Below are 25,817 nucleotides of genomic sequence, written 5' to 3'. Positions count from 1 at the left end.
ACAATAAACAGAGGCATAGTAACCAATGGCAGCATGGACTAAGGGGACAGTAAGCGAAGTAATCGATTGGAATGACACCCTATTTACGGTCAAAATAAAGGCTGATATCGCGCCTTTTGTCGCCGGACAATTTACTAAACTCGCATTAGACAATGGTGATAAACGTATCGCTAGAGCGTATTCTTTTGTTAATGCGCCGTCACAATCTCATCTAGAGTTCTTATTGGTCGAAGTACCCGGAGGCAACTTATCGCCCCCATTACACCGATTGTGTGTGGGTGACACTGTTGATGTAGCAACACAAGCCAATGGCTTCTTTGTACTAGATGAGTTACCAGACTGTCGAGTGTTGTGGATGATGAGCACAGGGACTGCGATTGGACCATTTATTTCTATGCTACGGGCAGGTGAGTTATGGCAACGTTTTGAGCAGATTAACTTAATCCACGGGGTTAGAAAAAACAGCGATCTATGTTACCAAGATGAACTTACTGAAATTCAAAACACACAGCAGACTTTTAACTACTTACCGTTGGTCACTCGGGAGTTACCTGAGTTGGGCCTAAGAGGCCGGATCACAGAGTTAATTCGCGACAATCAGTTACTGCAGCACTTTGGCTATCAATCGTTTCCTGAACAAAGTCACTTTATGCTTTGTGGCAATCCTGACATGGTAAAAGAAACCTCAGGGTTGCTTAACAAGTTGGGTTTTGAACGGCATCGGCGAGCCAAACCTGGCCATATCACGGTAGAACAATATTGGTGAGGTGGCTTCATGATAGCGACTTTTAGAAATAGTTTATTGATATTGTGTTTGATTTTCGCAACCACCTCATGGTGTCAGACGGTGGTCAAGGTGGTTGACGCTGAGCTTGTTAATGGCACGCCGCAAAACCGCTATTTTTTGGCGGTATTACAATTAGCGTTAGATAAGTCTCAATCGAAATACGGCGAGGCTTGGTTAAAAAAAGTGGACCTTCCTATCAATCAATCTCGTCAGTTTCGAGAAATTGCCAAGGGTAATACCGATGTGTTTTGGACTATGTTTAGCTTGGACAGGGCAGAATTAGCCACACCAGTACCGATCCCAATTGCATTTGGTAGCTATGGTATTCGCGTTTTAGTTGCTAAACCGACCCTAGTTAATGAGTTTGCCGAACCAATGAGCCTCGAAGTGCTAAAAACTTATCCTGTCTATCTTGGTCGTGATTGGCCTGACGTAAAGGTTTTTAAAAATAATGGCTTTAAGGTTCAAACATTCCGAGACTCCAGCGAAATACAAGCTCAATTAACTCGAACACCGGAGGCGATATTTCCGCGAGGATTGATTGAATTACCCGCTGAATTGGCGTTATTACAACGGAGTGAGTTGGCGTTTAGTCAGCACCATCTAATTGTTTATCCTGCACCTATGTATTTCTTTATAAACAAGAAAAATATTGGACTTTACCAGCGCCTCGAATACGGTTTAAGTAAAGCAATGGAAGATGGCAGCTTGGCAAAATTGTTTTTCCAAAGCGAGCTGTTTATGGATGTGAAAAGGCATTTTAGCCACGCTCAGCAACTGTCAGTTCATTATTTAGATGTTGCTGATTGGTCGCCAAGTGCAACACAAACTGAGCGCTTGCAACAGCAAGTGTTGCAAGCGCTCAAGTAAACGAAAACTTAACTATTTACCAGCTCGTTAAAACTTTGATTGTCAGCGAGCGTCGCAAAAGCTGGCTCATGCTGTAATTCGTTTTTAAGATTGGGGGCGTATTCCAGTGCCATTTTTATATCTGCCATTGCGTCAGCATGTTGATAAAGCATGGCGTAAGCGCAGGCGCGCTGCCAATAAGCGTAGCCATAGTCACTATCAATTTCCAATGCCTGATTACACAAAGAGATAGCAACGTTAGTTTGACCCAACTCAAGTAGTGCATCAGCTTTGTAGGCAATGGCTTCAACATCTTCGGGTTTACGCTTCAAGATCTCGTCATAAATTTCGATTTTTGAATTCATATCGCTTTCAAGGTTTGCACGCATCCATAACGAGTGAACTTCATTGGTGATAGAGATTTTTTTCTGGTTATTCAATATCTCTTCGGAGCGTTCTTTGAGCTTTTCTTCTAGCACTTGTAGACGCTCTTCATATTCGTCGGTGATACTGCCAACTCGTTGGTTCACTATATCCTCAACCTTGTTTTTAATATCTCTAAATGAGGTCCAACCGACCACAACTAAGATGGAAGCAGCCGCTGTGATTAATAAAAAGACGTTATTGATAGTATCAGTGGTGTAAGTGATTGCTCTGTCAGCGGTAGTTAGTTGCGTTTGTGCTAAGCGAGACTCAATATCAGTTCTAAGGCGTAATTGATCCTCGCGAACGGATTTCAATTCATCCAGAATATAGCGCTCGATGAGCGGTCGATACATTGGACTGTCTAGTTGCTGCAATGCTTGTTTTTGTGGTTCTGTGTTAGACTTAGAAGGTTGTTGAGCTTGCTCTTGCGCAACTGTTGCGGAGCAAAATAGTAGTGCGAAAAATAAAATAATTTTTTTCATAACATGTGTTCGGAATGAATTTTTGTCGTCATGGTGCATGAGTTATGGCAGAAATGCAAAGGCTTCGCCAATGTTACACTCACTAGCAAAGGGGGTTGTATGAAATATTCGGTGACCGTTTTGATGTGTTTGCCGCTGTGGAGCATCCCATGTTGGGGCGTAAAGCTGAATGTGGTAACCGAACAATGGCGACCATATAATTATACTGATGAGCAAGGAAAAATTGTTGGGCGTGCGACTCAAAAAGTACGGGAAGTCTTAGATGCCGCTGGAGTTGACTACGAGATCCGCATTTATCCTTGGGTTCGCGCCATGAAAATCGCCCAAACTACGCCTAACACCATGATTTACTCTATCTTTCGTAATGAAACAAGAGAGCACTTATTCCAGTGGGCATGTCCATTGTTGCAACCTGTAGGTGAGTATTTCTTTAAACTGAAAGCCCGGCACGACATAAAAATCCAATCGACGGATGATGCTAAAAAATATGCAATAGCCGTGGTGAAAGGCAGTGCAATCCACGAATTTTTGGTGCAACAAGGCTTTGAGCAAGGCATAAACCTAGATGTGACAGCTGGAGTTGATGGGCTATATAAGAAGTTAGTTGCTGGTCGAGTCGATTTACTGCTTGCCTCTGAGTTCACTATGTATGAGGGCCTTAAAAAAATTAATGTCCCGTATGAAACGGTAGAAGCCATCTATGAAGTGAAAAAAGTTACTGGACAGAAAGCATGTATGGCTTTTAATCATCAGACAGACGCAAAAATTATTGAGCGTATTCGGGTTGAACTCGAGAAGCATAACGAATTGTATATTGGTCCTTAGGCTTCGCTCTCTTCAATTTTGCGTCAAGACTTACCCCAAGTTAGGGAAGCTTCCTATCACCAGTCTTTTCAGCCAAGCGTTGATGGACTTGCACATTGACCATACCACTAATCGGTCCGGGTTGTTTAAGCGATTGCTTTGAAGTGAAGAAATCGCTTTAGTTTGTTCTGTGGGTGCTTAAGCTTGTAACTCTTTGCGGATAATATCTGTGCCAGCTCTCAATGCATACAGCTTGGCATTTGCCACGTTGCGAGACAAAGGTGCCATGCCACAGTTAGTGCATGGATAGAGTTTATCAGCGTCTACATATTTAAGCGCTTCTCTGAGCGTATTGGCGACTTCTTCCGGTGTTTCAATGGTATCAGTTGCCACATCAATAGCGCCAACCATTACTTTTTTACCGCGAATAAGCTCGAGTAATTCCATAGGAACACGAGAGTTATGACATTCAAGTGAGATGATATCGATGCTTGAACGCTGCAGTTTGGGAAACGCTTCTTCATATTGTCGCCACTCTGAGCCCAGTGTTTTTTTCCAATCGGTATTCGCTTTGATCCCGTAGCCGTAACAAATATGCACTGCCGTTTCGCACTTTAGTCCTTCCGTTGCTCGTTCTAAAGCGGCGATACCCCATTGGTTAAGTTCATCAAAAAACACATTAAACGCTGGTTCATCAAATTGAATAATATCAACGCCAGCGGCTTCAAGCTCTTTGGCTTCTTGATTGAGGATCTTAGCAAACTCAAACGCTAGCTTTTCTCGACTTTTGTAGTGAGCATCATACAAGGTATCGACCATGGTCATTGGGCCGGGCAGTGCCCACTTTATTGGCTGTTTGGTTTGTTGTCTTAAAAATTTGGCATCTTCAACAAAAACCGGCTTTTGGCGAGAAACGGGGCCTACCACAGTAGGTACGCTCGCGTCATAACGATCCCGAATTTTAACCGTTTTACGCTGCTCAAAATCGACACCGTCAAGGTGCTCTATAAACGTAGTAACAAAGTGCTGACGTGTTTGCTCACCATCGCTAACGATATCAATACCAGCCAGCTGCTGCTCTTGCAAAGAAACTCGCAGGGCATCTTGCTTGCCGTCTGTTAATTCATCGCCTGCTAATTTCCATGGTGACCATAATTTTTCTGGCTCAGCAAGCCAAGATGGTTTGGGTAAACTGCCAGCTGTCGAAGTGGGTAATAATGTTTTCATGATCAGTAAATCCGTTCTGTTTAGAGTGCGTAATTTGCAGAAAACTGCTCAAGTATGGCTTGATAAGGTTTGATAAAATACTCTTGCGTAAAGCGACCTTGTTCGATAGCTAGTCGACTACGCTCTTCTCGGTCATAGACTATTTGCGTGATAGAGTGGTCCGAATTTCTTAAATTTGGACGGTAGCACCTTCCAGCGACAGCATTGGCGTTATAGATTTCGGGCCGATAAATCTTTTGGAATGTTTCCATCGTTGCGATGGTGCTGATCAACTCGAGGTTGGTGTAGTCATTTAATAAATCGCCAAAGAAATAAAATGCCAACGGCGCGACACTATTTGGCGGCATAAAATAACGCACCTGCAGCCCCATTTTTTTAAAGTACTGCTCGGTTAATGAGGATTCATTTGGTTGATATTCAAAGCCCAGCACAGGGTGTTGATTTTCAGTACGGTGATAGGTTTTGCTATCGGATACGCTAAGGCATATCACCGGCGACTTATGAAAGTGTTGCTTATAGGTATCAGAATCGACAAACTTTTTAAACAATTTACCATGCAACTCGCCAAAGTTATCGGGAACGCTAAATTGCGATTGGCCTTTATTATGATCAAGCAGTAAAACACTGAAATCGTAATCTCGCACGTACGACGAAAAGTTATTGCCAACAATGCCTTCAAGGCGTTCGTTAGTGTGACGGTCGACGATGGTGGTTTTTAACACCTCGATAGAAGGAAAAGCTTCACCACTGCCTGCAATGTCTAAGTCAACTGACACGATATCAAGTTCTAACGCATAACGGTCACCATTTGGGTTATCCCAATTTGCTAATGCGTTGAAGCGGTTATCAATCATGGTTAGGGCGTTACGTAAGTTTTGTTGACGGCTTTCGCCTCTGGCTAAGTTCGCGAAGTTGGTGGTAAGCCGAGTATTATCCGATGGGTGGTAGTTTTCATCGAGACGCGTACTTTTAATAGTAAATGTAATATCTGTATTCATGATGCGCGGTATCCAAAGTTTAATTTGTTGTCTGGTTGTGTGTTAATCACAGCACTAAAATTTTCCCTGTATGCAATTGCACGTTCGACGGCGTTGAGGTTTCGCATCAGGCATGGAGAATTTATACGTGGATCGTTAGATGAAGAAAAACGGTTTAATTTCACATAAAACTTGAGTTAGATTCATCAGTTAGCGCTTGGGCCTGGCATATTTAAGCGATCCACCACAAGCAATATCAACATTCTCAAAAATAAAGGTGGATTTCTAGACGTCTAGATGGTTTTGTTGAATTTGGCTCACTTCAAACATGAAGAATATTCAGGAGGTTTTAAGGCGAGAGCTAATCTAGCGCACATTATTTAGAAAGTGGCTAACATAGCAAATGATGACGATGTCCAGCGTGTATCATAATGACCATGTACTCAGAGATCTCAGCATAAACAGATAACCATCAACGGTTTCAGAAATTAAGAAGCGTGTTCGCTTCTCATCTGCTTTGTAAGTTGTGAAACAATCACATGTTGTAAGGCAAGCCTATTGCAGCCCGCCGCAGGACGACCGGGAGACTGGAGAATACGATCATTAGGTGATGGACGCTGAGATAGGGTTACCCAAAGCGGCAAGATGGAAAGTCACGTAAGTTTCTGCTACTCAACTGAATACGTTCGTGAGTAGCTTGAAATAAAGCACAAGTTTAAGTTTTAACCATGCGAGGAGAAGTATTAGCTTTGTTTTTAGCTTTGCTACTTCCCTTTACAAGTGAAACGACCAACAAAAGCAATCCAAATAATATCGTAACATCGGCGATGTTAAATATGCCGGTTCTTAACGTACCAATGCCGATATTAAGGAAGTCAACAACTGCTCCAGCATTATTGACCCGATCATATAAGTTACTCAGACCACCAGCAAAGATCATCGACAGTCCAATGAGTGATGTAACGCGCTGTTTGGTATTCAGTAGGAGATAACACAATATACCCAGCAACATCAAACCAACTAGAATTACCAACAAGCCAAACCGAGAGTGTATTGACAATGTGCTACCTAGTCCCAAAAATGCACCGGTGTTTTCTATATACTGTAGTCTGAGAAAACCGAATAAATAGCTTGTGATCGTTCCTTCTGTGAGGTTTTTAGCAGCCAGAAATTTGCTGGCTTGATCAGCTCCAATACAGGTGATGGTGATGACAGCAATGGTCATAACTCTGATAAATAGATTCATTGTTTAGAAAAACTTATTGTTATTAAATGGCTCTGTTTGAAATGTATTAAGGAGTTAGGCTGTAATGCATTTCGATGTCTGCTACCTTGCAACTCAAGTAGATGATAAAAATTTTGTTGCAGCTTTAGCTGTGGATTATGCTCAATAATATCCATGCTGGCAGTAAGTTAGCATAGTTTGTACCTGTATTGCTATATTTACTGTCCCAAAAAATGGTTCGTTTTAGCTTCAAGTATTGCATGTGAACTTAACCACAGGGCGTTGGTAGTCGGCGGGATTAATGGTAGGCTGACTGGCGGGAGCTATAGTCGTATTAATCGAGTAATAGTTTGAGTTTTTCTGCACCAGAGCGACTCGTGATTAACTCGGTCGCATGTGCGTCGTTTATGATCACAGCAAGTTTACCGTTGAAATAGCGCTGTATTTCTTTGACGTGATCTAAGTTGACTAAATAACCTCTGTGAAGTCGTACAAACTGTTCGGCAGCTAAGCGTTGTTCCAATTGCTCAAGGCTGAGCGTTAATGGTTTATTTCCAGCTTCGGTATGCGCAATTGCGCCACTGTTTCCAGCACTGATGTAATAGATGTCATTAGGTTCTACAAAACTGATCCGCTCTGCTTGTTTGCTGACAAGCCTCTTAAACGCCGGCTGGCGTTGCTGTAGGGGAGTTAATCTGGCTTCAGCTTTATCCAGTGCGCTTTTAAGTCTGGAAAGCGGGAATGGCTTCAATAAGTAATCAAGAGCATCATGTTCAAATGCCTCTACCGCGAATTCAGAGTAAGCGGTGGTAAAAATAATATAAGGTTTAAAATCAAGCACATCAAGTAAGTCTAACCCGCTGAGTTCGGGCATTTCTATATCTAATAGTGCGACATCGGGTCGTAGTTTTTCAATCAGTGTAAGTGCTTCCTTACCTGTTGTCGCTTCGCCAACGATTTCCACATGCTCTAGCATTGACAGCTGGTTGAGTAGTTTATTTCTTGCCGGAGTTTCGTCTTCGGCTACTAATACTCGAATCATCTTAAACCTGCATTATAATCTGAACCTGTGCGCCACCATCGTTACTTAGTTGCAGCTTGCCTTGGGGTTGCATTGCGACACGCTGTTGAAGATTTTTTATACCAATGCCATGTTGGTGCGTGAGTGCCAGCACCTCACTTGAAAATCCACTGCCATTGTCTTTTATGCTGATATGTAGCTTATCTTGTTTTAACTCAATGCGACATTGAATATGCAAATTTGTGACTTGTCGACAATGCTTAAAGCAGTTTTCAATAATAGGCTGTAGTAATAACGGAGGAATTTTCTTATTCAGTGCAGCGTCGTCAATTGTAAACTCGACTTTTAGCCTTTCGCCAAATCTCGCTTCCTCAATAGCTAAGTAGGTATTCACTAACTCAACTTCTTTCTTCACACTGACTAGTTCTAATTCGCCCGTATCGAGTGAATACCGCAGCACATCCGCAAGTTTGTGAAGTACTTCATCTGCTAGGTTAGGATCAGTATGAATATATGAGGAAATGGTATTAAGGCTATTAAACATAAAGTGTGGATTAAGCTGGTAGCGCAGTGTTTGCAGTTGTGCTTTTTGGGTTGCCTGTTTCTGTTTAGCAGCCTTACTGCGGTATTCAAACATCGCATAACTGGCGTACAAGCAAGTTCCCCAAAGTATGCCATTAAACACCACCATGGCACCCATATTGAGTCCGCCAGGATAATCATAGACAAATTCCAATATCCAGCTAACTACTTGATTACCAAAGCTCATAAAAGCTACGACAGTGAACCACTCGATTATTATGTTGGTCTTACCGTTGCGTCTGCGCGCTAAGATTATTAATGCAGCTCCCCAAACCGGTAGCAAGTAAAAAAACACAAACCAAGTCCAAATACCACGGAATGCGTCTTCGACTGAGTTGGTATAGCCCATAAAGGCATAAAGCGATGCATAAGCGATATCGAGCAACAGCAGCACGACAAAAGAGCGGCGGAAAAAAGGTAAGCGCAAATCTTGGAAGATGGACATCATATTCCCGTTTTTATTTAAGATAGTAAACTGCTCGGGGCCATAGCCCCAAGCTTTTTGTTTATATAGTACAAATATCTAAGCGCTAGGCGAGGTCAGCCTAGCGAGCGCCGCGCTTAAAACCCATTGAGAGGAACAAAATCAAACAGTAAAGGTCAACAGGCCCTAGCGCTGCGTTGATTAATAAAACTTCATGGTTGCTACTTTGGCATCAATTGCAGTAGCCAATTGAGGCTGCCCTGGCATAAGTCTCCACAATAAATCAACACCCTTTAATTCGCTGGTGGTAAGTTCTACTTTTGGGCCAAAGCCAAATTGCTTCAGTTTTTCAAAAGGCACTTTGACTGAGGTCAGCGTATCACTAGGTTGCAGTACGATATGATGATGATCCCAATTTTTTACCTTACTACTATGCACGGAGAAATAGACCGGGTGAGAGCTTTGGTAGCGGATCTCAATACCTTGGTAATCAGAGCCATCACCAAGCATGCCAAAATCGAGCATTGCGCCGCTAAATGAACCATACTGCCCAGGCTTACCAAGTGTTGTAGTGAGCGCTAAGCCAAGTTCTGACCGCTCTATTTGGGTGGTAGAGCTACCGCTAAACATTGTGTCACTCACGGCTACCCAATTTCTCCCATTTTGTTGTGAACTAAAAATTGTCGGATCCAATTTGTTTTGTGCAACAGAGCAAGAATTACCTTGTGGTTGCATTTTGGCGTTAGCAGCGACCAGTTGTTGGCGATCCACTTTTTTGCCAGCGAGAAATACTGATTTAGCTTGAGTTAATGCAGTGATATTTTGCAGCGGGTTGCTTTCGAGTAAGACCAAGTCGGCAGATTTTCCGACCGTTAACGTACCATAGCTACCAGCTATACCAAGCGTCTTCGCTGCATTGATAGTGACTGCTTGTACTATGGTTTGATTGTTAAGGCCTGCATTTTTCAACGCTAATAGCTCAGTGATTAAGCCGCTTCCATGTGGAGTGTAGGGGTTACCAGCATCGGAACCTGCGCCTATGGTTATACCTGCTAATGCAAGCTTTTGTAGGTTTTGATAAGCGATGGACTTCTTTTGCCAAGTAAATTCAAAATAGCCTGTTGGTGGGTCCACTTTATCAAACAAGCAAGACTTGAGCTTAGCGTGCATTGGCGATAAATCTAAACTACTCAGTTGCTGATGATCTGCTTCATCACCATGGTTATGTGCTACGGCAAGGGTAGGGATATAGGTCACCTGATTTGATTTCATCAAGTCAATAAACTCTTCATCTATTGGTTCATACAGGATCCCGTGAGCAAGGGCTGTGGCACCGGCTTTAATAGCGCGTTTACCGTCTTCTAATGTAGAAACGTGAACGAAAAAAGGTAACCCCGCAGCTTTTGAGCGTTTGCCTAGATCGGCAAGTACTTCATCACTTAAAGGCGTAACGCTGCCGTTAAAGGTTTCTATCATCGCTTTGGTGAGCTGCGTTTGGTTAGCTAGGTGTAGCTGCCAGCGTGTTTCAACATCTTTTAAATCAGTCACTTCGTGCGCTTTAATGCCAAATTGAGTTCCATGACCGCCGGGGTTAGTAAATGCAGGACCCGCGGCGTACACATTTGGGTATTGACCATCTAGCCCTTTGACTGTCGATAACATTTCATCTGACATCATAAGGTCGGTCACGCTAGTAATGCCGTAGTAAAGCTGGCTGTTTAAATTCGCTTCAATTGGGAGCTGCTGGTAACTGCTATAGGTTGAGCCGGATGCACTGAGATGGGTGTGTAAATCGATAAAGCCCGGTACAAGATAACCACCTTGGGCATTTTCAACTTGAGTCGCAGTTTGTGCAGACTCGTCCATACTGGCGATAGATTTAATCACACCGTTTTCAATATAAACGCGGCTTAGTTTGCTAAAGCCAGTTGCTTGTTCATTTAAAACATGCACATTGTCAATTCGTAAGCTGTGCTCACTGGCGTATGAATTGATACTCATTATGAGACAAAGTAAAGAAGCATGTTTGACTTGGTTATTTGAGAATATTTTCATTGTTGTACCCTACTGTTGATTTACAGCAAGTCTAGACATACATCTCATTATCTTCAGCAAAACTTGGCTGAACCGACACAAAGCACTGTGAATCGACATATTTGGCTGGCGAAAGACAATTTCTAATGAAGTATAAAAAACCCACAACGTTGTATTGTGGGCTTGGAATAACCAGTTTGTGTATCGTTGACCGGGAAACTAGTTAGCCTCGACTTGTTGTTCTACCCAGTTGCCAAGATCATTGAGAAACTCAGGTTGAAATGCGTGCTCTTCCATCATTATCATCTTAAGCCAAGCCCAAAATGGAGAGTTTATCGAACTAAACTCATCCGCTTTTAGCATGGAATGTAAGGCGTTTTGGTACACTGAGTAGCGCAATTGACTTGGACGATATTGAAAAATAGATTGGTATTTGACGAGGTTGTTTTCGACATCAATATTGGCGTCTTGTGCGCCTAACATCAAAAAAATCGGCTGATCTATTTGATTTAAATCCTCAGTTGAATCTGACAGCATGTTTTTCTGAATAAATTCATATCTAGCAGGGTCTAGCGCCGCTGGTTGAAATGGTTGGGGAATGTGATTTTGGATGAACGTTTGGTATTCCGTGAAGCTTGCGCCAGAAGTGATAAGCTCGTTAAGCAGAGCGTCATACCCTAATTGTTGCTCAATAAACGCGTCATCTTTGCCTTCGCTCACTAACCTCAGTACGGTCATATATTCACTTTGCTCGAGCCAATTTGTAGGCGTTGAGACGAATGCGGCGAATTTAAGGTTTGGGTTTTGTCTAAGTGCTTTGGGCATCACCCAACTTGCTTGTGAAAACCCGATTAGCCCGACTGGTTTACCCGCAAGTTCACGAGTTTCTTGGAGAGTGCTATATGCCGCAAGTACCGTGCTGGCTCTGTCGTCCATGGTTTGTGATAACCAATTTCCTGGCGCTTCATCTACCCCTGGCTTGTCCCATGAAATAGATGCAATACCTTTACTTGCCAGCATTCTCCAGATGGGCTCGTAATATCCATCAGCAAAGCTGTTCATTGCTCCGTCACCATGGACAAAAATTACGCTGCCTTTTATTTCAGTGCGCCTACTTGGAAGCGCCAGCACCGCGTGGCGTACTGCACCATCGGCTTTAAATGTTACTTGAGATAATCGGATGGGTGCTTGAGCTGCATCACAGCCCAGAACGAATAATGTAAAACAACAGCCTATGAGCAGCTTAACTATAAATCGAGCATGCAGCATACTTTCTTTCCTTGCATTAATGTATTTGAATAAGGTCCGAAAAACTATATGTCGCTATTATCGAGTTTGTTGTAATTATTTGTATGGTTTTTGTTTGGCAGTTGTGTTTTAAAGTTATGTATTAACCTCTATGCATTCAATTTTTGGATATAACTTCCATTGGCGCAGCAGAGGTTACTCAAGTACAATGTGCGTTTCGATTGCAATACACCGGAACCTCCAATGGAAATCAAAGTTAATTATCTCGATAACCTCAGAATTGAAGCCAAGTTTGACGACTTTTCAGTTATCGCCGATCAGCCAATTCGCTATAAAGGCGATGGTTCAGCGCCTAGCCCATTTGACTACTTTTTAGCGTCATCAGCATTGTGTGCGGCGTACTTCGTGAAGGTGTATTGTAATTCGCGTGATATTCCTACCGATGGGATCCGAGTTTCGCAAAACAACATCGTTGATCCTGAAGATCGTTATAATCAAATTTTTAAAATTCAGGTTGAACTGCCTGAAAGTATTTCTGAAAAAGACCGCACCGGAATTTTGCGCTCGATAGATCGCTGTACGGTTAAAAAAGTCATCCAAACCGGGCCAGAGTTCCAAGTGGAAGCGGTTGAAAGCCTCGAAGATGATGCCCAAGCGATGTTGATGGTTGATACTGACGAAGATCATAACACCTTTATTTTGGGTAAAGATCTACCGCTTGAGCAAACGATTAAAAACATGACCGCTTTGTTGTCTGATTTGGGCATGAAAATCGAAGTGGCTTCATGGCGTAACATTGTGCCTAATGTTTGGTCTTTACATATTCGCGATGCTGCTTCGCCAATGTGTTTCACCAACGGTAAAGGCGCAACCAAAGAAAGTGCATTATGTTCTGCGCTGGGTGAGTTTATTGAGCGGTTAAACTGCAACTTTTTCTATAATGATCAGTTTTTTGGTGAAGAAATAGCCAATGCGGAATTTGTTCATTACCCCAATGAAAAGTGGTTTAAGTCAGGGCCAAACGATGCATTGCCGACAGAGATTTTGGATGAATATACCCGTGAAATATACGACCCAGAGGGAGAGCTTAGAGGGTCGCATTTAATCGACACCAACTCTGGCAATGTCGAGCGTGGCATTTGCTCAATTCCTTACACCCGCCATTCCGATGGTGAAACGGTGTATTTTCCGTCTAACTTAATTGAAAACTTGTTTTTAAGTAACGGCATGAGTGCCGGTAATAACCTGTTTGAAGCGAAAGTACAGTGCTTGTCAGAGATTTTTGAACGAGCAGTGAAAAGACAAATTATTGAACAAGAGATCGTGCTGCCAGACGTGCCAGAGTCAGTGTTAGCAAAATATCCAAGCATCGTAGCAGGTATTAAAGGGCTTGAAGATCAAGGTTTCCCGGTAGTGGTCAAAGATGCTTCATTAGGCGGTCAATTTCCGGTGATGTGTGTGACGTTAATGAATCCGCGCACTGGTGGGGTTTTTGCCTCATTTGGGGCGCACCCAAGTCTTGAAGTGGCGCTAGAGCGCAGCTTAACCGAGCTGCTACAAGGTCGCAGCTTTGAAGGGTTAAATGATGTTCCTCGTCCAACTTTCAACAGTATGGCGGTGTCTGAGCCAGAAAACTTCGTTGAGCACTTTATTGACTCAACGGGCGTGATTTCTTGGCGTTTCTTCAGTGCTAAGCATGACTACGATTTTGTAGAATGGGACTTTAGTGGCAGTAACGAAGAAGAATGTGAAAAGCTTTTCGGTATCTTAAAGGCTCAAGGCAAAGAAGCGTATATCGCTGAATATACTGATATGGGTGTTGCGTGCCGTATTCTGGTACCAGATTATTCAGAAGTTTACCCAGCAGAAGATCTTATTTGGGATAACACTAACAAAGCGCTTCAGTATCGCTCTGATATTTTAAACATTCACTCGTTGGATGATGACGCGTTGGCAGATTTGGTAGAGCGTTTAGAAGAAAGCCAGTTAGATAACTATATCGATATCATCACTCTGATCGGTGTCGAATTTGATGAAAACACCGTGTGGGGTCAGTTAACGATTCTAGAGCTTAAGATCTTGATTTATTTAGCTCTTGGTGCACTTGAAGATGCTATAGAGTTGGTTGAAACCTTTTTACAATTTAACGATAACACGGTACAGCGCGGCTTATTCTATCAAGCAATGCACGCAACATTAGAAGTCGCGTTAGATGAAGACCTAGAGATCGAAGATTATATTCATAGCTTCACTCGTATGTTTGGACAAGAAGTGATGGATGCCGTGATTGGCTCTATCAATGGTGATGTGAAGTTTTATGGTTTAACGCCGACCAACATGAAGTTAGAAGGTTTAGACAAGCATTTACGCCTGATTGATAGCTATAAAAAGCTACATGCAGCCAGAGCGAAATTCGCGGGAAAATAACCGAACTGATGCGTCAGATTCTTGAAGAAAAAGCGGCCGGTTGGCCGCTTTTACATTAAACTTAGCCAGCTTTACCCACATCGAGCTTTTCAAACCACTCTAAAAACTCTCTTACCATTTCTCCTTTGAAGATCCTGCCATGTTGTGGAGCAAGCATATCGATTTCTAATTCTCGAACCCGAGCAACCCAGTTGTTTTTGGCGGTGTTAGACGGCATCCAGCGGCGGTGGAACATCTCCATATACTGTACATGACGTCCAAAGTTTTCTACAAACATGGGCACGTCGCCTTTTTCAAGCGCAGCGCCAATATCGCCACTCATTAAAATTCGAGCATTCGGGTCATACACGTTAAAATTTCCCGAGGAGTGCAAATAATGAGCGGGAATAAATCGTAAGCTAATTGGCCCAAGCTCCAATGTACCACCTTCATCTTTAATTGGCATGTAAGTAATGTTTTCCATACCAAAATGACGAATAAACCCTTCCCACAGCCATGGCGCATATAGCTTGGCATTGGGAATGGTTTTGTCCCATAGTCCAAGTGACGAAATGATGTCAGGATCTTGGTGTGACGCGAATAAAGTGGTCAGTTGTTCGAGCTTTAGGTGTTGTAATACTCCAGACAACATGGGAGAAAACAACTCAATACCACCAGGGTCGAGTAAAATCGCTTCAGAAGCAGTTTTGATTAAATACTGATTTGTATCAATGATTCGCTCGGCTTTAGACTCGTCGCGCCCAAATACAATCCACTGATGTTCAGAGCCTGAAAAAATGGTTGTCGATTTCAAAAGGCGTTCCTTTGTATTTTATTGATTTCTTTTAGGTTATTAACTGTGACTTGCTTAATTTTTAATGCTGCACCAGCGATGTAATCGGAAACCGACTCAAGGCTATGGCAAAACTCATTGGCTTGAGAAGCTTCAACGCGCGAGCGCACGGCGATGTATTCAGCACTGCGCATTTGCTTTTCTATTTCTTCGAAACAGCCTTGTAGGGCAAACAGTGCACGCGTAAAAGCATGCATATCCGTGTTAAATTCAACCTCTGCTTGATGCACGCGTTGATTAACAAACGGGTTGTCGTGTAGGGTTGCTGCACGTGTTAAATGAGCTGTGTATTGCTGACTACGCATCACCGATAAAGCTAACTTAAACAAAGAGTTGGATTGTTCTTCAATACGCTTGGAAATTTGAATTGTGGCGGTAGAAAACTCGTCGATATAGTTGGTTATGGGGGCAAATCCACGCGCTTCTTCCCCCGCTCGTACCGACACCACTCGGGCATTTTTGGCCGTTAACGAAAGTCGTTTGGCCTCATCCACAATGACGCTAAGGTTAGCGACAACCTTCGCTACAATGACAAAATTATCAATAGAACTGGTAGCTTGGCGCATAATCAGCCGAAGATTAAAATAAGTCTTTAACCAAGCTTAGATAATTTACCGCAAGTGTCTAATTTAAAGTTGGTTTGTTGTTAATTTAAGGCATTAATAGAGCTATATGAATAACTTTCTTTTAGCTTTATGGAAACCCCAGTAAGCTTTGAGCTCAGAGAGTTCTCCAAGTTTGAAAACCCACTTTAACTCGAGCCATCTAGTTTGAATAAGATTTGGTTGTTCTTCGTGGGTTTGAATTTCGTTTGTACACTCCCATGCTTGGTATGTTTTTAAAAATTGGCAGGGGAGTTTTGACAATTTTTTCAGGTTATTGGTCATATCGCCCGATATGATGAAGTTTACACTGGTCCTTTGAGGAACTTTTCTTCCCACATCTCTTAAATCGATATCGAAAAATAGTGCATTGGCGTGCAAAGTTTCTGCTAAATTATCGCCTTCGGCATTATTAAGCTCTAAAGGAGCCCATTGAATAAACTCGTAAAACTGTGCAAGTCGGCTCAATTCTATATGACTATAAAACTTGTTTTCAACGACCTCCCGTTGCAGCATCAAAGTGAAGTGTATTAGCTCAGCTGGGTTACTTTGGTTAGTATATAAAGCTAACTTGGCTTGGTTAAGCAAATAGCTGGGCAGGTTAGAGACTAGCCACTCTTTTATTGAGGTTGGTTGATTACGTATCTTGTGATGAAAGGTAAAACTGACACCGAAGCTACTTATATCGAAAGAGGAAATATTATCCCACTCGAGCCAAATACATTCCAATTTGTTTCTAAATGGATGTTCTATGTCTAACCAAGCATTGATTATATTTATTAGCCAATCGAAGCTCTCTTGTAGCTGATTATAAATAAGAAATTCTTTCAATTTATCAGCGTCTAGACGATCGACTCTGGCCAAAAAGTCAACTTGTTCACTGTCTGATAGCCGATATTCAAAATAAAAAGAGCTGTTGAACCTATCTGTTATATCTTGCACCCTTGAGAATGATGCAGTTACCGCTTTTGGAAAAAGACCACTGAGGTTCTCTATTTGTGCTTTATTAAGTAACTGCATCTATTTTATTTTTACCAAGTAATAGGGTTGTCAAGAAGTTGAGCTTCGGCAGACTCTAAAAGTTTATCAAGCTGCGCTTTATCAAATTGACCACCAATTGGCATATCTTGTAAAAGGTTCTGTAAATCAGTTGGCATGAAGGGACAATATTTTTCAATGTATGTATTTAGACCTACTTCGGTCATTTTATCTATGCCACCATTCACATACATTTCATAAAGAGATGCTAGGTACGAATACTTCTCTTCCATTTCTTGCTTTTTGATTTCTTGACTGCTCATTATTAGTTTCCTTTTTGTTTAGTTTGTGTTTTCGCGTCGTATAACGACCATATAAAATCTGATGCAGGGGTATGTCCTGTGAGCGTACTTTTAGTAAAGTTTGTACCCTGTCCATACCAGCCTCTGTTTAAGAATAAAATGTTAGGGCAGGTATCTTCACCATGAGACTTTTGCAAACATTGTGACTTATTATTTGGGCCCAGCTTATAACTATTGTTATATGAGCACTTTTGTTCTTTTATCATATTAAAAATTTCGACTTGTGCTTTCCCACTGATGCTCTCAATTTCAGTGTTTGTTAGATTGTCACAGCTTTCACTGCTTGACTTGCTAATGTTTGCCCAAACGACCGCTTTTGAGTGACAGCTCATACAGCTGCTGGTAGCCTGCCTATCCCATTCAATTATCTCATTGGCAAGAATCTCACCGCTTGGAATCGCTACTGATTGAGCGAACTCTTTATTTGAAAAGGGAATGATCTCACTGGTTTTATTTGCCGCAAACCCAAAAGCATTAACGGGGCGTTGCACGCCAACCAGTTGGTAGTATTGGCTGACACTTTTTCTCTTTGCAGCAGTACCCTGACGCACTTGATTGTATTCAACCACTGGCTTAGTAATTGGTGTGACACGAGCTAGCTGTGTCTTTCTTTTGCCATCTTTTAGTTGAGGGCACGTATTGATGGGGCACTCTTCTTCTGAACAATTGGGGTTTGTGAAAGACGGATTGTCACCCTCTAGATTATTGATGTGGCTAAAAGTTGTCCATATCCAGTAGTTGTTCGTCGATGCTAACTTAGCGGCTAGGTGAAAAGCAACTAGACCATATTTTTCATTGTTTCTTGGGTTGTTCCAAGTGAAATATTGGTTTTCGTTATCAGCACTGGTTAACTTTTTCCAAGCCAGTTTAATTGACAAGGGACCATTTGACTCATTGGTTTGCCAATTTTTGATGTAGAGTTTCCTATCACTTTTGGTATAGAGTTCAAATTGTTGGGCGGCTGAGTCAAGCGCATTTTTACCGTCGTCAAAAGTATAATTGCTTGCTGCTATGCTGTTAAGGTATGCGGTCAATACCACTTGATTTCCAGCTTGGTCCCATAATGGGTTGTGTGGCTTCGGAAGCTTAATATTAGCTTCGATGTCAGCTTGCTGATGCCAAGTTGGTTCTAGGAATTCTGAAAAACTGCTGGTTGAATAATTTTTACAACTACTGGGAACATACGTGTCTTGTTCTTCCCAGTTTGAGTTGTCAGGGAAGTTGTTTTCATTCAGTAACGTCTCAAAGGCATCCCACGCGAAACTATAATAAAGCTTGTCTACTTCAGCTTGGCGCTCTGGATAGTTTGCATCGATGAAACTGCAAAACTTAAAGTTTCTTTGATTTGGTAAAGCGTTTTCAATTGTGTTGTCTGACGGGCAGATTATGTCGTAAATTCGAGATTCGTCTTGAGCAACCGATGAGTGTGCTATTAATGTAGCAGCAAGAAGGGTGACATTCCTTAACATAGTTGTGATTTTCCCTTTATAAAGGTATTGATGTATTTTACGTCACTGCTTCGCAGTGAATCGATAAACTTTTGATTTATATCTTTTGATTTGCTTTTTTGTTCTGTCTTTTCGGATGCCAGAGCGCAAATATATAAATAAAATGGAGCATGGATTGGTAAGCCTAACATCGCTTCGAGCCCGTTATTAATGGCTTCAATTTGTTGTATCGATGGACTCTTTAGAGCCTTAGCACTAGCTAAATTTAAGAGGTTGAATAACTCGTAGAATTTGAATCCGTAACGAGCTGCCAAGTCATAACCTTGTTCACTGTTTTTTATACATTGCTCAAGACTTTCGTTATCTCCAGACAAAATAAAGTGGAATAGGTTTAGAAGCCCCAACTGACCATGAAAGCTGGATATAACATCGGGAGTAGAACGCGCTTTGGATTCACTCAGTACATCAGTCATTAATGTAAAAGCTTTTGTTATTTCTCCACAAAGGCAAAACGCAAAGCTTGCAAAAGAGCGACAAACTAAGACTGAATCATGGCCAAACTTTTGTGTTTCTAATGCACCGTGAGTTAACTCTATTTCATCAGCTCTTGATGCAATTTCGATAACCGCATCAAAGTTACCTTCTATGAATTTCACTTGGGACTGGCATTCAAGGTAAATAAGGCTGTAAATTGGAGCTGAGTTGACATTCAATTTTTCAATTTGACTTGAGTATTTATTAGCGAGGTCAAGCTCTGCCCTAGCGTAATGATACATAAAAGCATTTTTAGACATTCGTATGCCTAATTCGCGGTCATTTATTGTATCGACTACGTGAAGACATTCGTCGAAGTATTTGGCTGTCGCAGGATCGTTCCACCCCTTCAGCAGGATTTCACATAATGCAAGTTGATTATATAGGTGAAACCGAACATGCTGCATAAGGCCTTTATTAGCTTCAAGCTCCGCGATAGAAAGTGCTTTGTTGTATAAGTTGTGTGCTTGTTGCTTACCATGTGGCAGTTTAAAGCTTAAGCTACCAGCCAAAGAGAACCACTCAACGGCGCACTGTTGGTTATTTGCTAAGTCAGCAAATTGGGCAAGGCGAATTGAGCGGGTAATGTCATCATTCGAACAGTTCAGGGCTATCAGGTAGTTATAAATCCGTGATGCATAATCACTGACTTTTTCAGTATCCATACTCTCATACGCGGCATCCCTTACCAATGCGTGTTTAAAAATATAGCTATCGTTATCAACTCGACGTTGATGAATGATAAGGTCATTTACCATTAACTCGTTAAGGTCGTTTTGAATTTGGTTTTCACTCAATGGTGACGCCGCTACAAGCAGCTCGTATTCAAATTCACGACCAATCGTGGCAGCGAGTTGTGCGGTTTCTTTGGCGTGGTTAAGACCATCTAGTTTTTGCTGTAACGACTCTCTTAAACTGGTCGGCACTTGGTCTAGTTTGTCAGGTGATTGAAACTCAATAATACCAGCGCTGTCATTGACTAACTCTTTCTGTTTTAGCATGCCGACTAATTCTTCGATAAACAGCGGAATACCATCAGTACGGCTGACTAACACATCCAATACGTTACGTGATACAGGCTTGTTGTCGAACAGTTTAACAATGAAATCTTCAGTGGCTTGCTCGGTGAGCTTTTGCAGTGATACTTCAACCAAAGTGAGGTCTTGCAGCTGTGTGGGCAGCGCTTGCCTTGATGTGCTTAATAGCGCATCGCCAGTATTCAACTGCTGAGCAAAGAAATGTAAGAACTCTAAAGTGGTGCTATCGGCCCAGTGAATGTCTTCAATAATATAGAGCTTAAACTGCGATAACCCGTATTGATTAGATAACAATAGAGCGGTTAACCCTTGGAATAACAGTTCTTTTTGCTTCTCCGGTGCAAGTGGTGATGGCTGAATATCATCACCTAATTCCATATTCAACCACACTAACAAGACTGGCAGAGCTTGGTGCCGTTGCAGTGTTGGAGCCTGTTGCTCTAATAGCTTGTCAAACAAGTGGTAAGCTTGCGTGGTATCTAAAGTCTGCGTATTAAACAAATAGCGAACTAAAGTCAGAATAGGATATAGGGCATTGTTTTGATGCTCAGGCAAACATTGTGCAACTAGATGTTGAAACTGTGCGGTATTGGTGCGTATCTCTTGTAGTAACCTTGATTTACCAATGCCCGCTTCACCATGAATATGGGCTATTCGTGTAGTGGCATCACCTTGTTTAACAATTGAAAGCGTTTGCTCTAACTCTTGATGACGGCCAACTAACTCATTTTGGCTGCGCGTACCGCGCATAAACCCAAATGCTTCAACTCGGCGTTCTCCGACTAGGTTAAATACATTACTCTGGGTAAAACTATGGCCAAGTTGTCGCTGACCGTACAAGCTAAATTCTGAATAGAGCTCAAGCAACGAACGCGACTCTGGGCTGCATAGAATTTGTCGCTCGCCTGCTTCTCGGGCGAGTTCCATTGCAAGGTGTGCGTTGTGACCTTCTGGAATGGTGTTGGCATAAGTGGTAAACACACCGGTATGAATACCAATGTGCGCATTAATGGCAACATTGTGCGCCTCTTTCATCAGCGCATTTCGTTTACTAAGCTCACTGGTCATTTCCAGCGCGGTTCGAGCACAAAGGCGCGTGTCGTTATCGCTACTAAGCGGATAACCAAAATAAAACAAACAGGTGTCTGCTAAATTGCCAACGTGATACGCACCATAGCGGGTCGCAATATCTATAAAGTGATTACGTTGAGATTTATAGACGGTATCGATAACGTCGTGGTCTTTTTCTGTGTCGTTTAAGGCTTTGACGCTGAGTCGTACGGCCAGTACTGTAAGCTGTTTACGTTCCGTCAGGACGGTATATTCTTTAACGGCGCGAAACTCAGGATCGTCGTCTCGCATTACAACGGTAGTGTTATCAAATCCATGTTGTGCCTGAAAGTCAGTCAATACACCAACTAAGTTAGACACATTGGTATGGCTTAATTCGGTGTAGGCTTCACGACAGCTGATCACGCGCTCTATCGCATTTTTGTGTAGTACTCGACGCAATAACCCAGCTAACGGGTGGCCGAGTAAAGCACTGGGAATGGGAATGTGCACATCGCTCAGTTGTTTATGGTAAATAGATGCGATGCTGCTACCAGAAACCGCAGGTAGTCCAGTTAAACACTCCAAAAATACCAGCCCCCATACGTATAAATCAGACTTAACGGTAGCGGGTTCACCTCGTAGCTGCTCAGGAGCACTATATGATGGTGTGCCGAGGGTTTCTTGGGTCAATGTTAAGGTTTGAAAGTCGTTTACGCGGTTTTCTTGCACTAGGGTACCGATACCAAAGTCGAGGATCTTAACAAAGGTTTTTGCCCCTGACTGGCAGAGCATTATGTTGGTTGGTTTGATGTCTCGGTGAATAATGCCTTGATCATGCGCATGGACCAAAGCATCTAACACTTGCAACATAACTTCTGTTGCTGACACCGCATCAAATGCGCCTAACTGACTTAACTGTTCACGTAGCGTTTGTCCTTCAACAAATTCAAAAACACCAAACAGTAGATCTTCGTTGATTTGTCCCTTATCCAACAAGCGCACGATATTTGGGTGATTAAGCTTGCTACAAAGCAGGGTTTCACGATTAAAACGTTCGATGTAACGACGCTTTTTTTCTGATTCTAGCTGGGGTTCTAACGCCAGGAATTTAATCGCTACCGTTTGTCCTGTGCTAACTTGGGTTGCCTTAAACACCTTACCAAAGCCACCCTCACCAATTTTGTTTAATAATTGGTAATTTGGTGATTTAAAGGTGTTGGCAATGTAATCATCAGAAAAATGCGTTAGAGACATATCATTACTTTTACTGTCTTTTTGTTAAGAAATAGGGTAAGTCGATTGTAACAAATTGTCTAGCTTAATAATTATTGAAGTTAACGGAACAAATTTTAACCTGCATATTACTTTAGAATTATTACTAAAATATGATTTTTCTTCGCATTAACTCATTACTGCTAACTCAAGTGTTTCGTGTTATTGGTTGCATTACTGTATGAAATATAAGCTTGTTTTTTAACTTGATTGTAGGTAGGAGTCTTATGGGTAAAGGCTTACTTTTTATAAAAATTATATAAATGAAGTCTTAGTAGTGATTTTCACTAATTTATTCTATTTTTTGTAATATATCGTAATTTACAATTGTTCGAAATTTTGATAGTTTTCTGGCGGGTTGCTTCTATCTTTTTGTTTTTTCTTGTTTTTTTACACTTCTTGGTGCTTGTTGTAAAGTTTTTTTAAAATTAACTCATTGTAATTAACGAAAGAATATTCTTGGTTCACGATGGCTAAAATATCTGCTAGCAACAGTGTTTAACTGGCTTTAAATTTTAATCGCTGTTTGAACAAAAATAACGATTGAGCGGATCTACATCGCTTGAATTGAGACAGAAACACCTACTCTATGTGGCAATAAAACACGTTAGCACACGACCACTGTTCCTTATAAGTGTAATGCGCTGTAATGTTGTGTTGTTTAGTAATTTGGTACATTCGTTGTGCTGATTTTGTGTTTAGCGCCAACCTATCGATATGTTGGCTAGCTAAATTTTATATGCGTGTAATGACCATGTGTTCTCTGGCTTTTGACTTTTTTGCATAAATATAATTGGTGATTGACAGCGATGTCACTCTGTACCAAAAAGCTGAGAGCTTAATGGGTGTTACTACGCTGTTTGATATTTAGTGGTGTCAGTTATGCAAAAACAACAAGAAAATTCACCCTTACCGCCTGTCGACTATGCTCAGCCTGAGGTTGAGCAACTACTTCAGCATTCTATTCGTACTCAACTTGAGTCGTTACTGAAATCAAAAATTACCACGGATCAAAGGCAGCAATTACTGCAAAAAAGCTTTACTGATGCCATTTCATTGGTGTTAACCGACAGCAAGGTTGAACACGCGCAATTGCTGGCCGCGTTCGAAACTATGTATGACCATGCTGTGCAATCATTGGCTCAAACTGAGATCAGCGAAGCCTTGCTAACGCGTCAGTTTATTTCAGAAACTGGTTTGGTGATGTCGCCGTTTAATTGCAAACACACCATCAAAGATGTGTATCGCATAAAAGGGTATGCAAGGGGCCTACATAACGCCATTCAAGCTGTGTTGCAGCGCAAAGACAGCATTACCATTTTATATCCTGCTTGTGGTCCGTTTGCGCCACTATTATTACCGCTTCTTTCCTACTACAAGGCCAATCAAACCGTTAATACTCAGCAAATTAAGCTGATTTTATTGGACATGCACCCAGGCGCCATTATTTCTTTAAAGCAGTTGGTTGACGATTTACAGCTTAACGATTTTGTGACTGAAATTATCGAAGCCGACGCCACCAAATATGTGCCAGAGACCACCGTCGACTTATTAGTGCTTGAGGCCATGCAGCACGGCTTTAGTAAAGAAGGGCAGTTGAGTATTGCTAAACATTTGGTGCAGTTTTTGGCGGTTGATGGTTGGCTTATTCCGCAAAATGTTTCGGTGCGAGCGGCAATGATAATTGGTGAAACAGAATACAACCAACAGTGGAAAGATGCCGAATACGCCCATTCAAATAACACGCAAACCGCAGCCCAGCAAGACCGTATTGAGCTGGGTGAAATCCTACGCGTGAATAAATCGACCTTAGCGGCAATGGAAACCCTAACACTGGGTGAAGGCCAGCAAGTGATAAAAGGCAATTTGATCCAATTACCAGCGGGTGTGCCAGATATGAAAGACCGTATTTTGGCTATTTATGCACACATCGACACCTTTAATGATGAAGCTGTAGGCCAGTACGACTCGGGTATCACTCACCCAAAACCAGATATGCACTTTTATGTTGATGCCCAACCTAAGGAAATTGAGCACACCTATTTCACCGCCAAAGGGGGAGACAGTGTGTTGTTTTTCTACCAGTTAAACGGTTTGCCCGGATTTGTACCAGTGAAGGTGGAGGGCTAAAACCATGACAACTTCCAATCAACCATACGCATTTTTTAGCGGGACATGCCAGAGCATTCCCGCTATTAGTTTTTTACAGCAACAGGGTTTACTGGCGTGTGTGGTATTGCCTAATGATGAAGCCAACCCAGATGTGGCACAACTAGCCCATTGGGTACAACAGCAGCAGATCCCTGTGTTTTGTTATCGCGAAGGCAGCGATGCGATGTTGTGCGCAGAGTTAAACAAGCTAAATGCAACGCGTGGTTTGCTTTACCAGTTTAACCAAAAAATACAGCCAACTTGTTTAGCGCATTTTGCCGAGCAACTGTTCGTGATCCACCCCGGTGCGTTACCAACTTATCGAGGTAAAGATGCGCTGTATTGGCAAGTCAGAAATGGCGAATCGCACATTACACTTACCTTATATAGAGCGACTGAAAAAATCGGCTACGGTGATATTGCCAACACCCTTAACGTGGATGTCCACCCGTTTGAGGGAAGTTCGGCAGTTTCGCAAAAACTTTCGCAAGCCTGTGTGCAGCTGATCCATCAATTTATTCAGCTTGACGCACAACGAGCAACGAGCTGGCAACCACAAATTGAAGAGAGCAGTCGTGCGTCGTTGGTAAAAGCTGATGATCTGTCGATTAATTGGTCCACGCAGTCCAGTGTGCAAATTGCCAATATGGCACGAGCCGGAAATGCCGTTAGCTACGTCGCACAATTTCAGGTGCAACAAGGTTGGCATCAACTGATGCAGGCTACAGCAGTTACTACCTCACTTTTTGGCATTCCCGCCGGCACCATAATCGAATTAGACAAACACAACGGGCTAGTGGTGAAAACCCAAGACAGCGCGTTGCGATTAGACATTATTGGCACCCAGCATGGGTTGTTCGACGGTTACCGCTTTGCGGTGTTATTTAGATTGGAGGCCGGTATGAGTTTGCTACCTGCAATCACCAGATAATGCGGTAAATAGCGGTGACTTAACAACTGAGCTGCAAACCTTTAAGAAAGCCCATTAAGCACCGCCATTCAATTGAATTTAATAATAATTTTTATTTGATATCA

General features: G+C 42.2%; 20 protein-coding genes. 6 read left to right on the top strand and 14 right to left on the bottom strand.

What is annotated here, in order from left to right; translation table 11 throughout:
• Positions 1 to 25: 25 nt before the first annotated feature.
• Both ACSLBF_RS18875 and ACSLBF_RS18870 read left to right on the top strand, forming a co-directional pair.
• On the top strand, positions 26 to 766 hold the full coding sequence (locus ACSLBF_RS18875) for a ferredoxin--NADP reductase (RefSeq protein WP_440056947.1): 741 nt from the start codon (positions 26 to 28) through the stop codon (positions 764 to 766).
• A gap of 9 nt (positions 767 to 775) precedes the next feature.
• Positions 776 to 1,657, top strand: coding sequence for a hypothetical protein (locus ACSLBF_RS18870; protein ID WP_440056946.1), 882 nt, complete (start codon positions 776 to 778; stop codon positions 1,655 to 1,657).
• Positions 1,658 to 1,665: 8 nt separating this feature from the next.
• On the opposite strand, the gene ACSLBF_RS18865 is transcribed toward ACSLBF_RS18870, so the two are convergent.
• Positions 1,666 to 2,544, bottom strand: a complete 879-nt coding sequence (locus tag ACSLBF_RS18865) for a tetratricopeptide repeat protein (RefSeq protein ID WP_440056944.1) — start codon at positions 2,542 to 2,544, stop codon at positions 1,666 to 1,668.
• Positions 2,545 to 2,643: 99 nt separating this feature from the next.
• Between ACSLBF_RS18865 and ACSLBF_RS18860 the strand changes: the two genes are divergently transcribed.
• A complete protein-coding gene (locus ACSLBF_RS18860) occupies positions 2,644 to 3,369 on the top strand; it encodes a substrate-binding periplasmic protein (RefSeq protein WP_440056943.1) in 726 nt (241 codons plus the stop codon).
• A 177-nt stretch (positions 3,370 to 3,546) separates the two neighbouring features.
• Here ACSLBF_RS18860 and ACSLBF_RS18855 read toward each other — a convergent pair whose 3' ends face one another.
• The 7 genes from ACSLBF_RS18855 to ACSLBF_RS18825 all read right to left on the bottom strand — a co-directional run bounded on the left by ACSLBF_RS18855 (position 3,547) and on the right by ACSLBF_RS18825 (position 12,107).
• Positions 3,547 to 4,575, bottom strand: coding sequence for a methionine synthase (locus ACSLBF_RS18855; RefSeq protein WP_440056942.1), 1,029 nt, complete (start codon positions 4,573 to 4,575; stop codon positions 3,547 to 3,549).
• A gap of 20 nt (positions 4,576 to 4,595) precedes the next feature.
• Positions 4,596 to 5,573: a DUF1852 domain-containing protein gene (locus tag ACSLBF_RS18850; protein WP_440056941.1), complete on the bottom strand. Its 978-nt coding sequence runs from the start codon at positions 5,571 to 5,573 to the stop codon at positions 4,596 to 4,598.
• Positions 5,574 to 6,267: 694 nt separating this feature from the next.
• Positions 6,268 to 6,798 (bottom strand): signal peptidase II, encoded by a 531-nt coding sequence (gene lspA / locus ACSLBF_RS18845; protein ID WP_440056940.1) that lies wholly within the window; start codon positions 6,796 to 6,798, stop codon positions 6,268 to 6,270.
• Between the two features lie 313 nt (positions 6,799 to 7,111).
• Positions 7,112 to 7,819, bottom strand: a complete 708-nt coding sequence (locus ACSLBF_RS18840; RefSeq protein WP_440056939.1) for a LytR/AlgR family response regulator transcription factor — start codon at positions 7,817 to 7,819, stop codon at positions 7,112 to 7,114.
• Between the two features lies 1 nt (position 7,820).
• Positions 7,821 to 8,828: a sensor histidine kinase gene (locus tag ACSLBF_RS18835; protein WP_440056938.1), complete on the bottom strand. Its 1,008-nt coding sequence runs from the start codon at positions 8,826 to 8,828 to the stop codon at positions 7,821 to 7,823.
• A 177-nt stretch (positions 8,829 to 9,005) separates the two neighbouring features.
• Entirely contained in the window at positions 9,006 to 10,859 is a 1,854-nt protein-coding gene (locus ACSLBF_RS18830) for a CIA30 family protein (protein WP_440056937.1), read from the bottom strand.
• Between the two features lie 198 nt (positions 10,860 to 11,057).
• Positions 11,058 to 12,107: an alpha/beta hydrolase family protein gene (locus tag ACSLBF_RS18825; RefSeq protein ID WP_440056936.1), complete on the bottom strand. Its 1,050-nt coding sequence runs from the start codon at positions 12,105 to 12,107 to the stop codon at positions 11,058 to 11,060.
• A 222-nt stretch (positions 12,108 to 12,329) separates the two neighbouring features.
• Here ACSLBF_RS18825 and ACSLBF_RS18820 point away from each other — a divergent pair, with 222 nt between their 5' ends.
• Positions 12,330 to 14,513: an OsmC domain/YcaO domain-containing protein gene (locus ACSLBF_RS18820; RefSeq protein WP_440056935.1), complete on the top strand. Its 2,184-nt coding sequence runs from the start codon at positions 12,330 to 12,332 to the stop codon at positions 14,511 to 14,513.
• Positions 14,514 to 14,574: 61 nt separating this feature from the next.
• On the opposite strand, the gene ACSLBF_RS18815 is transcribed toward ACSLBF_RS18820, so the two are convergent.
• The 6 genes from ACSLBF_RS18815 to ACSLBF_RS18790 form a co-directional block, all read right to left on the bottom strand.
• Positions 14,575 to 15,306 carry an MBL fold metallo-hydrolase gene (locus ACSLBF_RS18815; RefSeq protein WP_440056934.1) on the bottom strand — a complete coding sequence of 244 codons (732 nt, stop codon included), beginning with the start codon at positions 15,304 to 15,306 and terminating at the stop codon, positions 14,575 to 14,577.
• Complete coding sequence (locus ACSLBF_RS18810) at positions 15,303 to 15,911, bottom strand: chemotaxis protein (protein WP_440056932.1); 609 nt, start codon at positions 15,909 to 15,911, stop codon at positions 15,303 to 15,305. The genes ACSLBF_RS18815 and ACSLBF_RS18810 overlap by 4 nt, the downstream gene beginning before the upstream one ends.
• Before the next feature lie 102 nt (positions 15,912 to 16,013).
• Positions 16,014 to 16,967 carry a hypothetical protein gene (locus ACSLBF_RS18805; RefSeq protein WP_440056931.1) on the bottom strand — a complete coding sequence of 318 codons (954 nt, stop codon included), beginning with the start codon at positions 16,965 to 16,967 and terminating at the stop codon, positions 16,014 to 16,016.
• Positions 16,968 to 16,978: 11 nt separating this feature from the next.
• Positions 16,979 to 17,248 (bottom strand): hypothetical protein, encoded by a 270-nt coding sequence (locus ACSLBF_RS18800; protein ID WP_440056930.1) that lies wholly within the window; start codon positions 17,246 to 17,248, stop codon positions 16,979 to 16,981.
• 2 nt (positions 17,249 to 17,250) lie between these two features.
• On the bottom strand, positions 17,251 to 18,756 hold the full coding sequence (locus ACSLBF_RS18795) for a hypothetical protein (RefSeq protein WP_440056929.1): 1,506 nt from the start codon (positions 18,754 to 18,756) through the stop codon (positions 17,251 to 17,253).
• Positions 18,750 to 22,613, bottom strand: a complete 3,864-nt coding sequence (locus tag ACSLBF_RS18790; protein WP_440056928.1) for a TOMM system kinase/cyclase fusion protein — start codon at positions 22,611 to 22,613, stop codon at positions 18,750 to 18,752. Before ACSLBF_RS18790 ends, ACSLBF_RS18795 begins: the two co-directional genes overlap by 7 nt.
• 900 nt (positions 22,614 to 23,513) lie before the next feature.
• On the opposite strand from ACSLBF_RS18790, the gene ACSLBF_RS18785 reads away from it, so the two are divergent.
• Both ACSLBF_RS18785 and ACSLBF_RS18780 read left to right on the top strand, forming a co-directional pair.
• On the top strand, positions 23,514 to 24,761 hold the full coding sequence (locus ACSLBF_RS18785) for a hypothetical protein (RefSeq protein ID WP_440056927.1): 1,248 nt from the start codon (positions 23,514 to 23,516) through the stop codon (positions 24,759 to 24,761).
• A 4-nt stretch (positions 24,762 to 24,765) separates the two neighbouring features.
• Positions 24,766 to 25,713: a formyltransferase family protein gene (locus ACSLBF_RS18780; protein ID WP_440056926.1), complete on the top strand. Its 948-nt coding sequence runs from the start codon at positions 24,766 to 24,768 to the stop codon at positions 25,711 to 25,713.
• Positions 25,714 to 25,817: the final 104 nt, after the last annotated feature.

Source organism: Pseudoalteromonas sp. T1lg65, from assembly GCF_051930985.1.
Classification (GTDB): domain Bacteria; phylum Pseudomonadota; class Gammaproteobacteria; order Enterobacterales; family Alteromonadaceae; genus Pseudoalteromonas.
This window is presented reverse-complemented; position numbering and strand designations above follow the sequence as displayed.

What these genes read in the sequence shown, in the direction of transcription:
- ACSLBF_RS18875 (WP_440056947.1), top strand. Translation starts at nt 26, where the DNA reads ATGGCAGCATGGACTAAGGGGACAGTAAGCGAAGTAATCGATTGGAAT.
- ACSLBF_RS18870 (WP_440056946.1), top strand. Translation starts at nt 776, where the DNA reads ATGATAGCGACTTTTAGAAATAGTTTATTGATATTGTGTTTGATTTTC.
- ACSLBF_RS18865 (WP_440056944.1), bottom strand. Translation starts at nt 2,544, where the DNA reads ATGAAAAAAATTATTTTATTTTTCGCACTACTATTTTGCTCCGCAACA.
- ACSLBF_RS18860 (WP_440056943.1), top strand. Translation starts at nt 2,644, where the DNA reads ATGAAATATTCGGTGACCGTTTTGATGTGTTTGCCGCTGTGGAGCATC.
- ACSLBF_RS18855 (WP_440056942.1), bottom strand. Translation starts at nt 4,575, where the DNA reads ATGAAAACATTATTACCCACTTCGACAGCTGGCAGTTTACCCAAACCA.
- ACSLBF_RS18850 (WP_440056941.1), bottom strand. Translation starts at nt 5,573, where the DNA reads ATGAATACAGATATTACATTTACTATTAAAAGTACGCGTCTCGATGAA.
- lspA (WP_440056940.1), bottom strand. Translation starts at nt 6,798, where the DNA reads ATGAATCTATTTATCAGAGTTATGACCATTGCTGTCATCACCATCACC.
- ACSLBF_RS18840 (WP_440056939.1), bottom strand. Translation starts at nt 7,819, where the DNA reads ATGATTCGAGTATTAGTAGCCGAAGACGAAACTCCGGCAAGAAATAAA.
- ACSLBF_RS18835 (WP_440056938.1), bottom strand. Translation starts at nt 8,828, where the DNA reads ATGATGTCCATCTTCCAAGATTTGCGCTTACCTTTTTTCCGCCGCTCT.
- ACSLBF_RS18830 (WP_440056937.1), bottom strand. Translation starts at nt 10,859, where the DNA reads ATGAAAATATTCTCAAATAACCAAGTCAAACATGCTTCTTTACTTTGT.
- ACSLBF_RS18825 (WP_440056936.1), bottom strand. Translation starts at nt 12,107, where the DNA reads ATGCTGCATGCTCGATTTATAGTTAAGCTGCTCATAGGCTGTTGTTTT.
- ACSLBF_RS18820 (WP_440056935.1), top strand. Translation starts at nt 12,330, where the DNA reads ATGGAAATCAAAGTTAATTATCTCGATAACCTCAGAATTGAAGCCAAG.
- ACSLBF_RS18810 (WP_440056932.1), bottom strand. Translation starts at nt 15,911, where the DNA reads ATGCGCCAAGCTACCAGTTCTATTGATAATTTTGTCATTGTAGCGAAG.
- ACSLBF_RS18805 (WP_440056931.1), bottom strand. Translation starts at nt 16,967, where the DNA reads ATGCAGTTACTTAATAAAGCACAAATAGAGAACCTCAGTGGTCTTTTT.
- ACSLBF_RS18800 (WP_440056930.1), bottom strand. Translation starts at nt 17,248, where the DNA reads ATGAGCAGTCAAGAAATCAAAAAGCAAGAAATGGAAGAGAAGTATTCG.
- ACSLBF_RS18795 (WP_440056929.1), bottom strand. Translation starts at nt 18,756, where the DNA reads ATGTTAAGGAATGTCACCCTTCTTGCTGCTACATTAATAGCACACTCA.
- ACSLBF_RS18790 (WP_440056928.1), bottom strand. Translation starts at nt 22,613, where the DNA reads ATGTCTCTAACGCATTTTTCTGATGATTACATTGCCAACACCTTTAAA.
- ACSLBF_RS18785 (WP_440056927.1), top strand. Translation starts at nt 23,514, where the DNA reads ATGCAAAAACAACAAGAAAATTCACCCTTACCGCCTGTCGACTATGCT.
- ACSLBF_RS18780 (WP_440056926.1), top strand. Translation starts at nt 24,766, where the DNA reads ATGACAACTTCCAATCAACCATACGCATTTTTTAGCGGGACATGCCAG.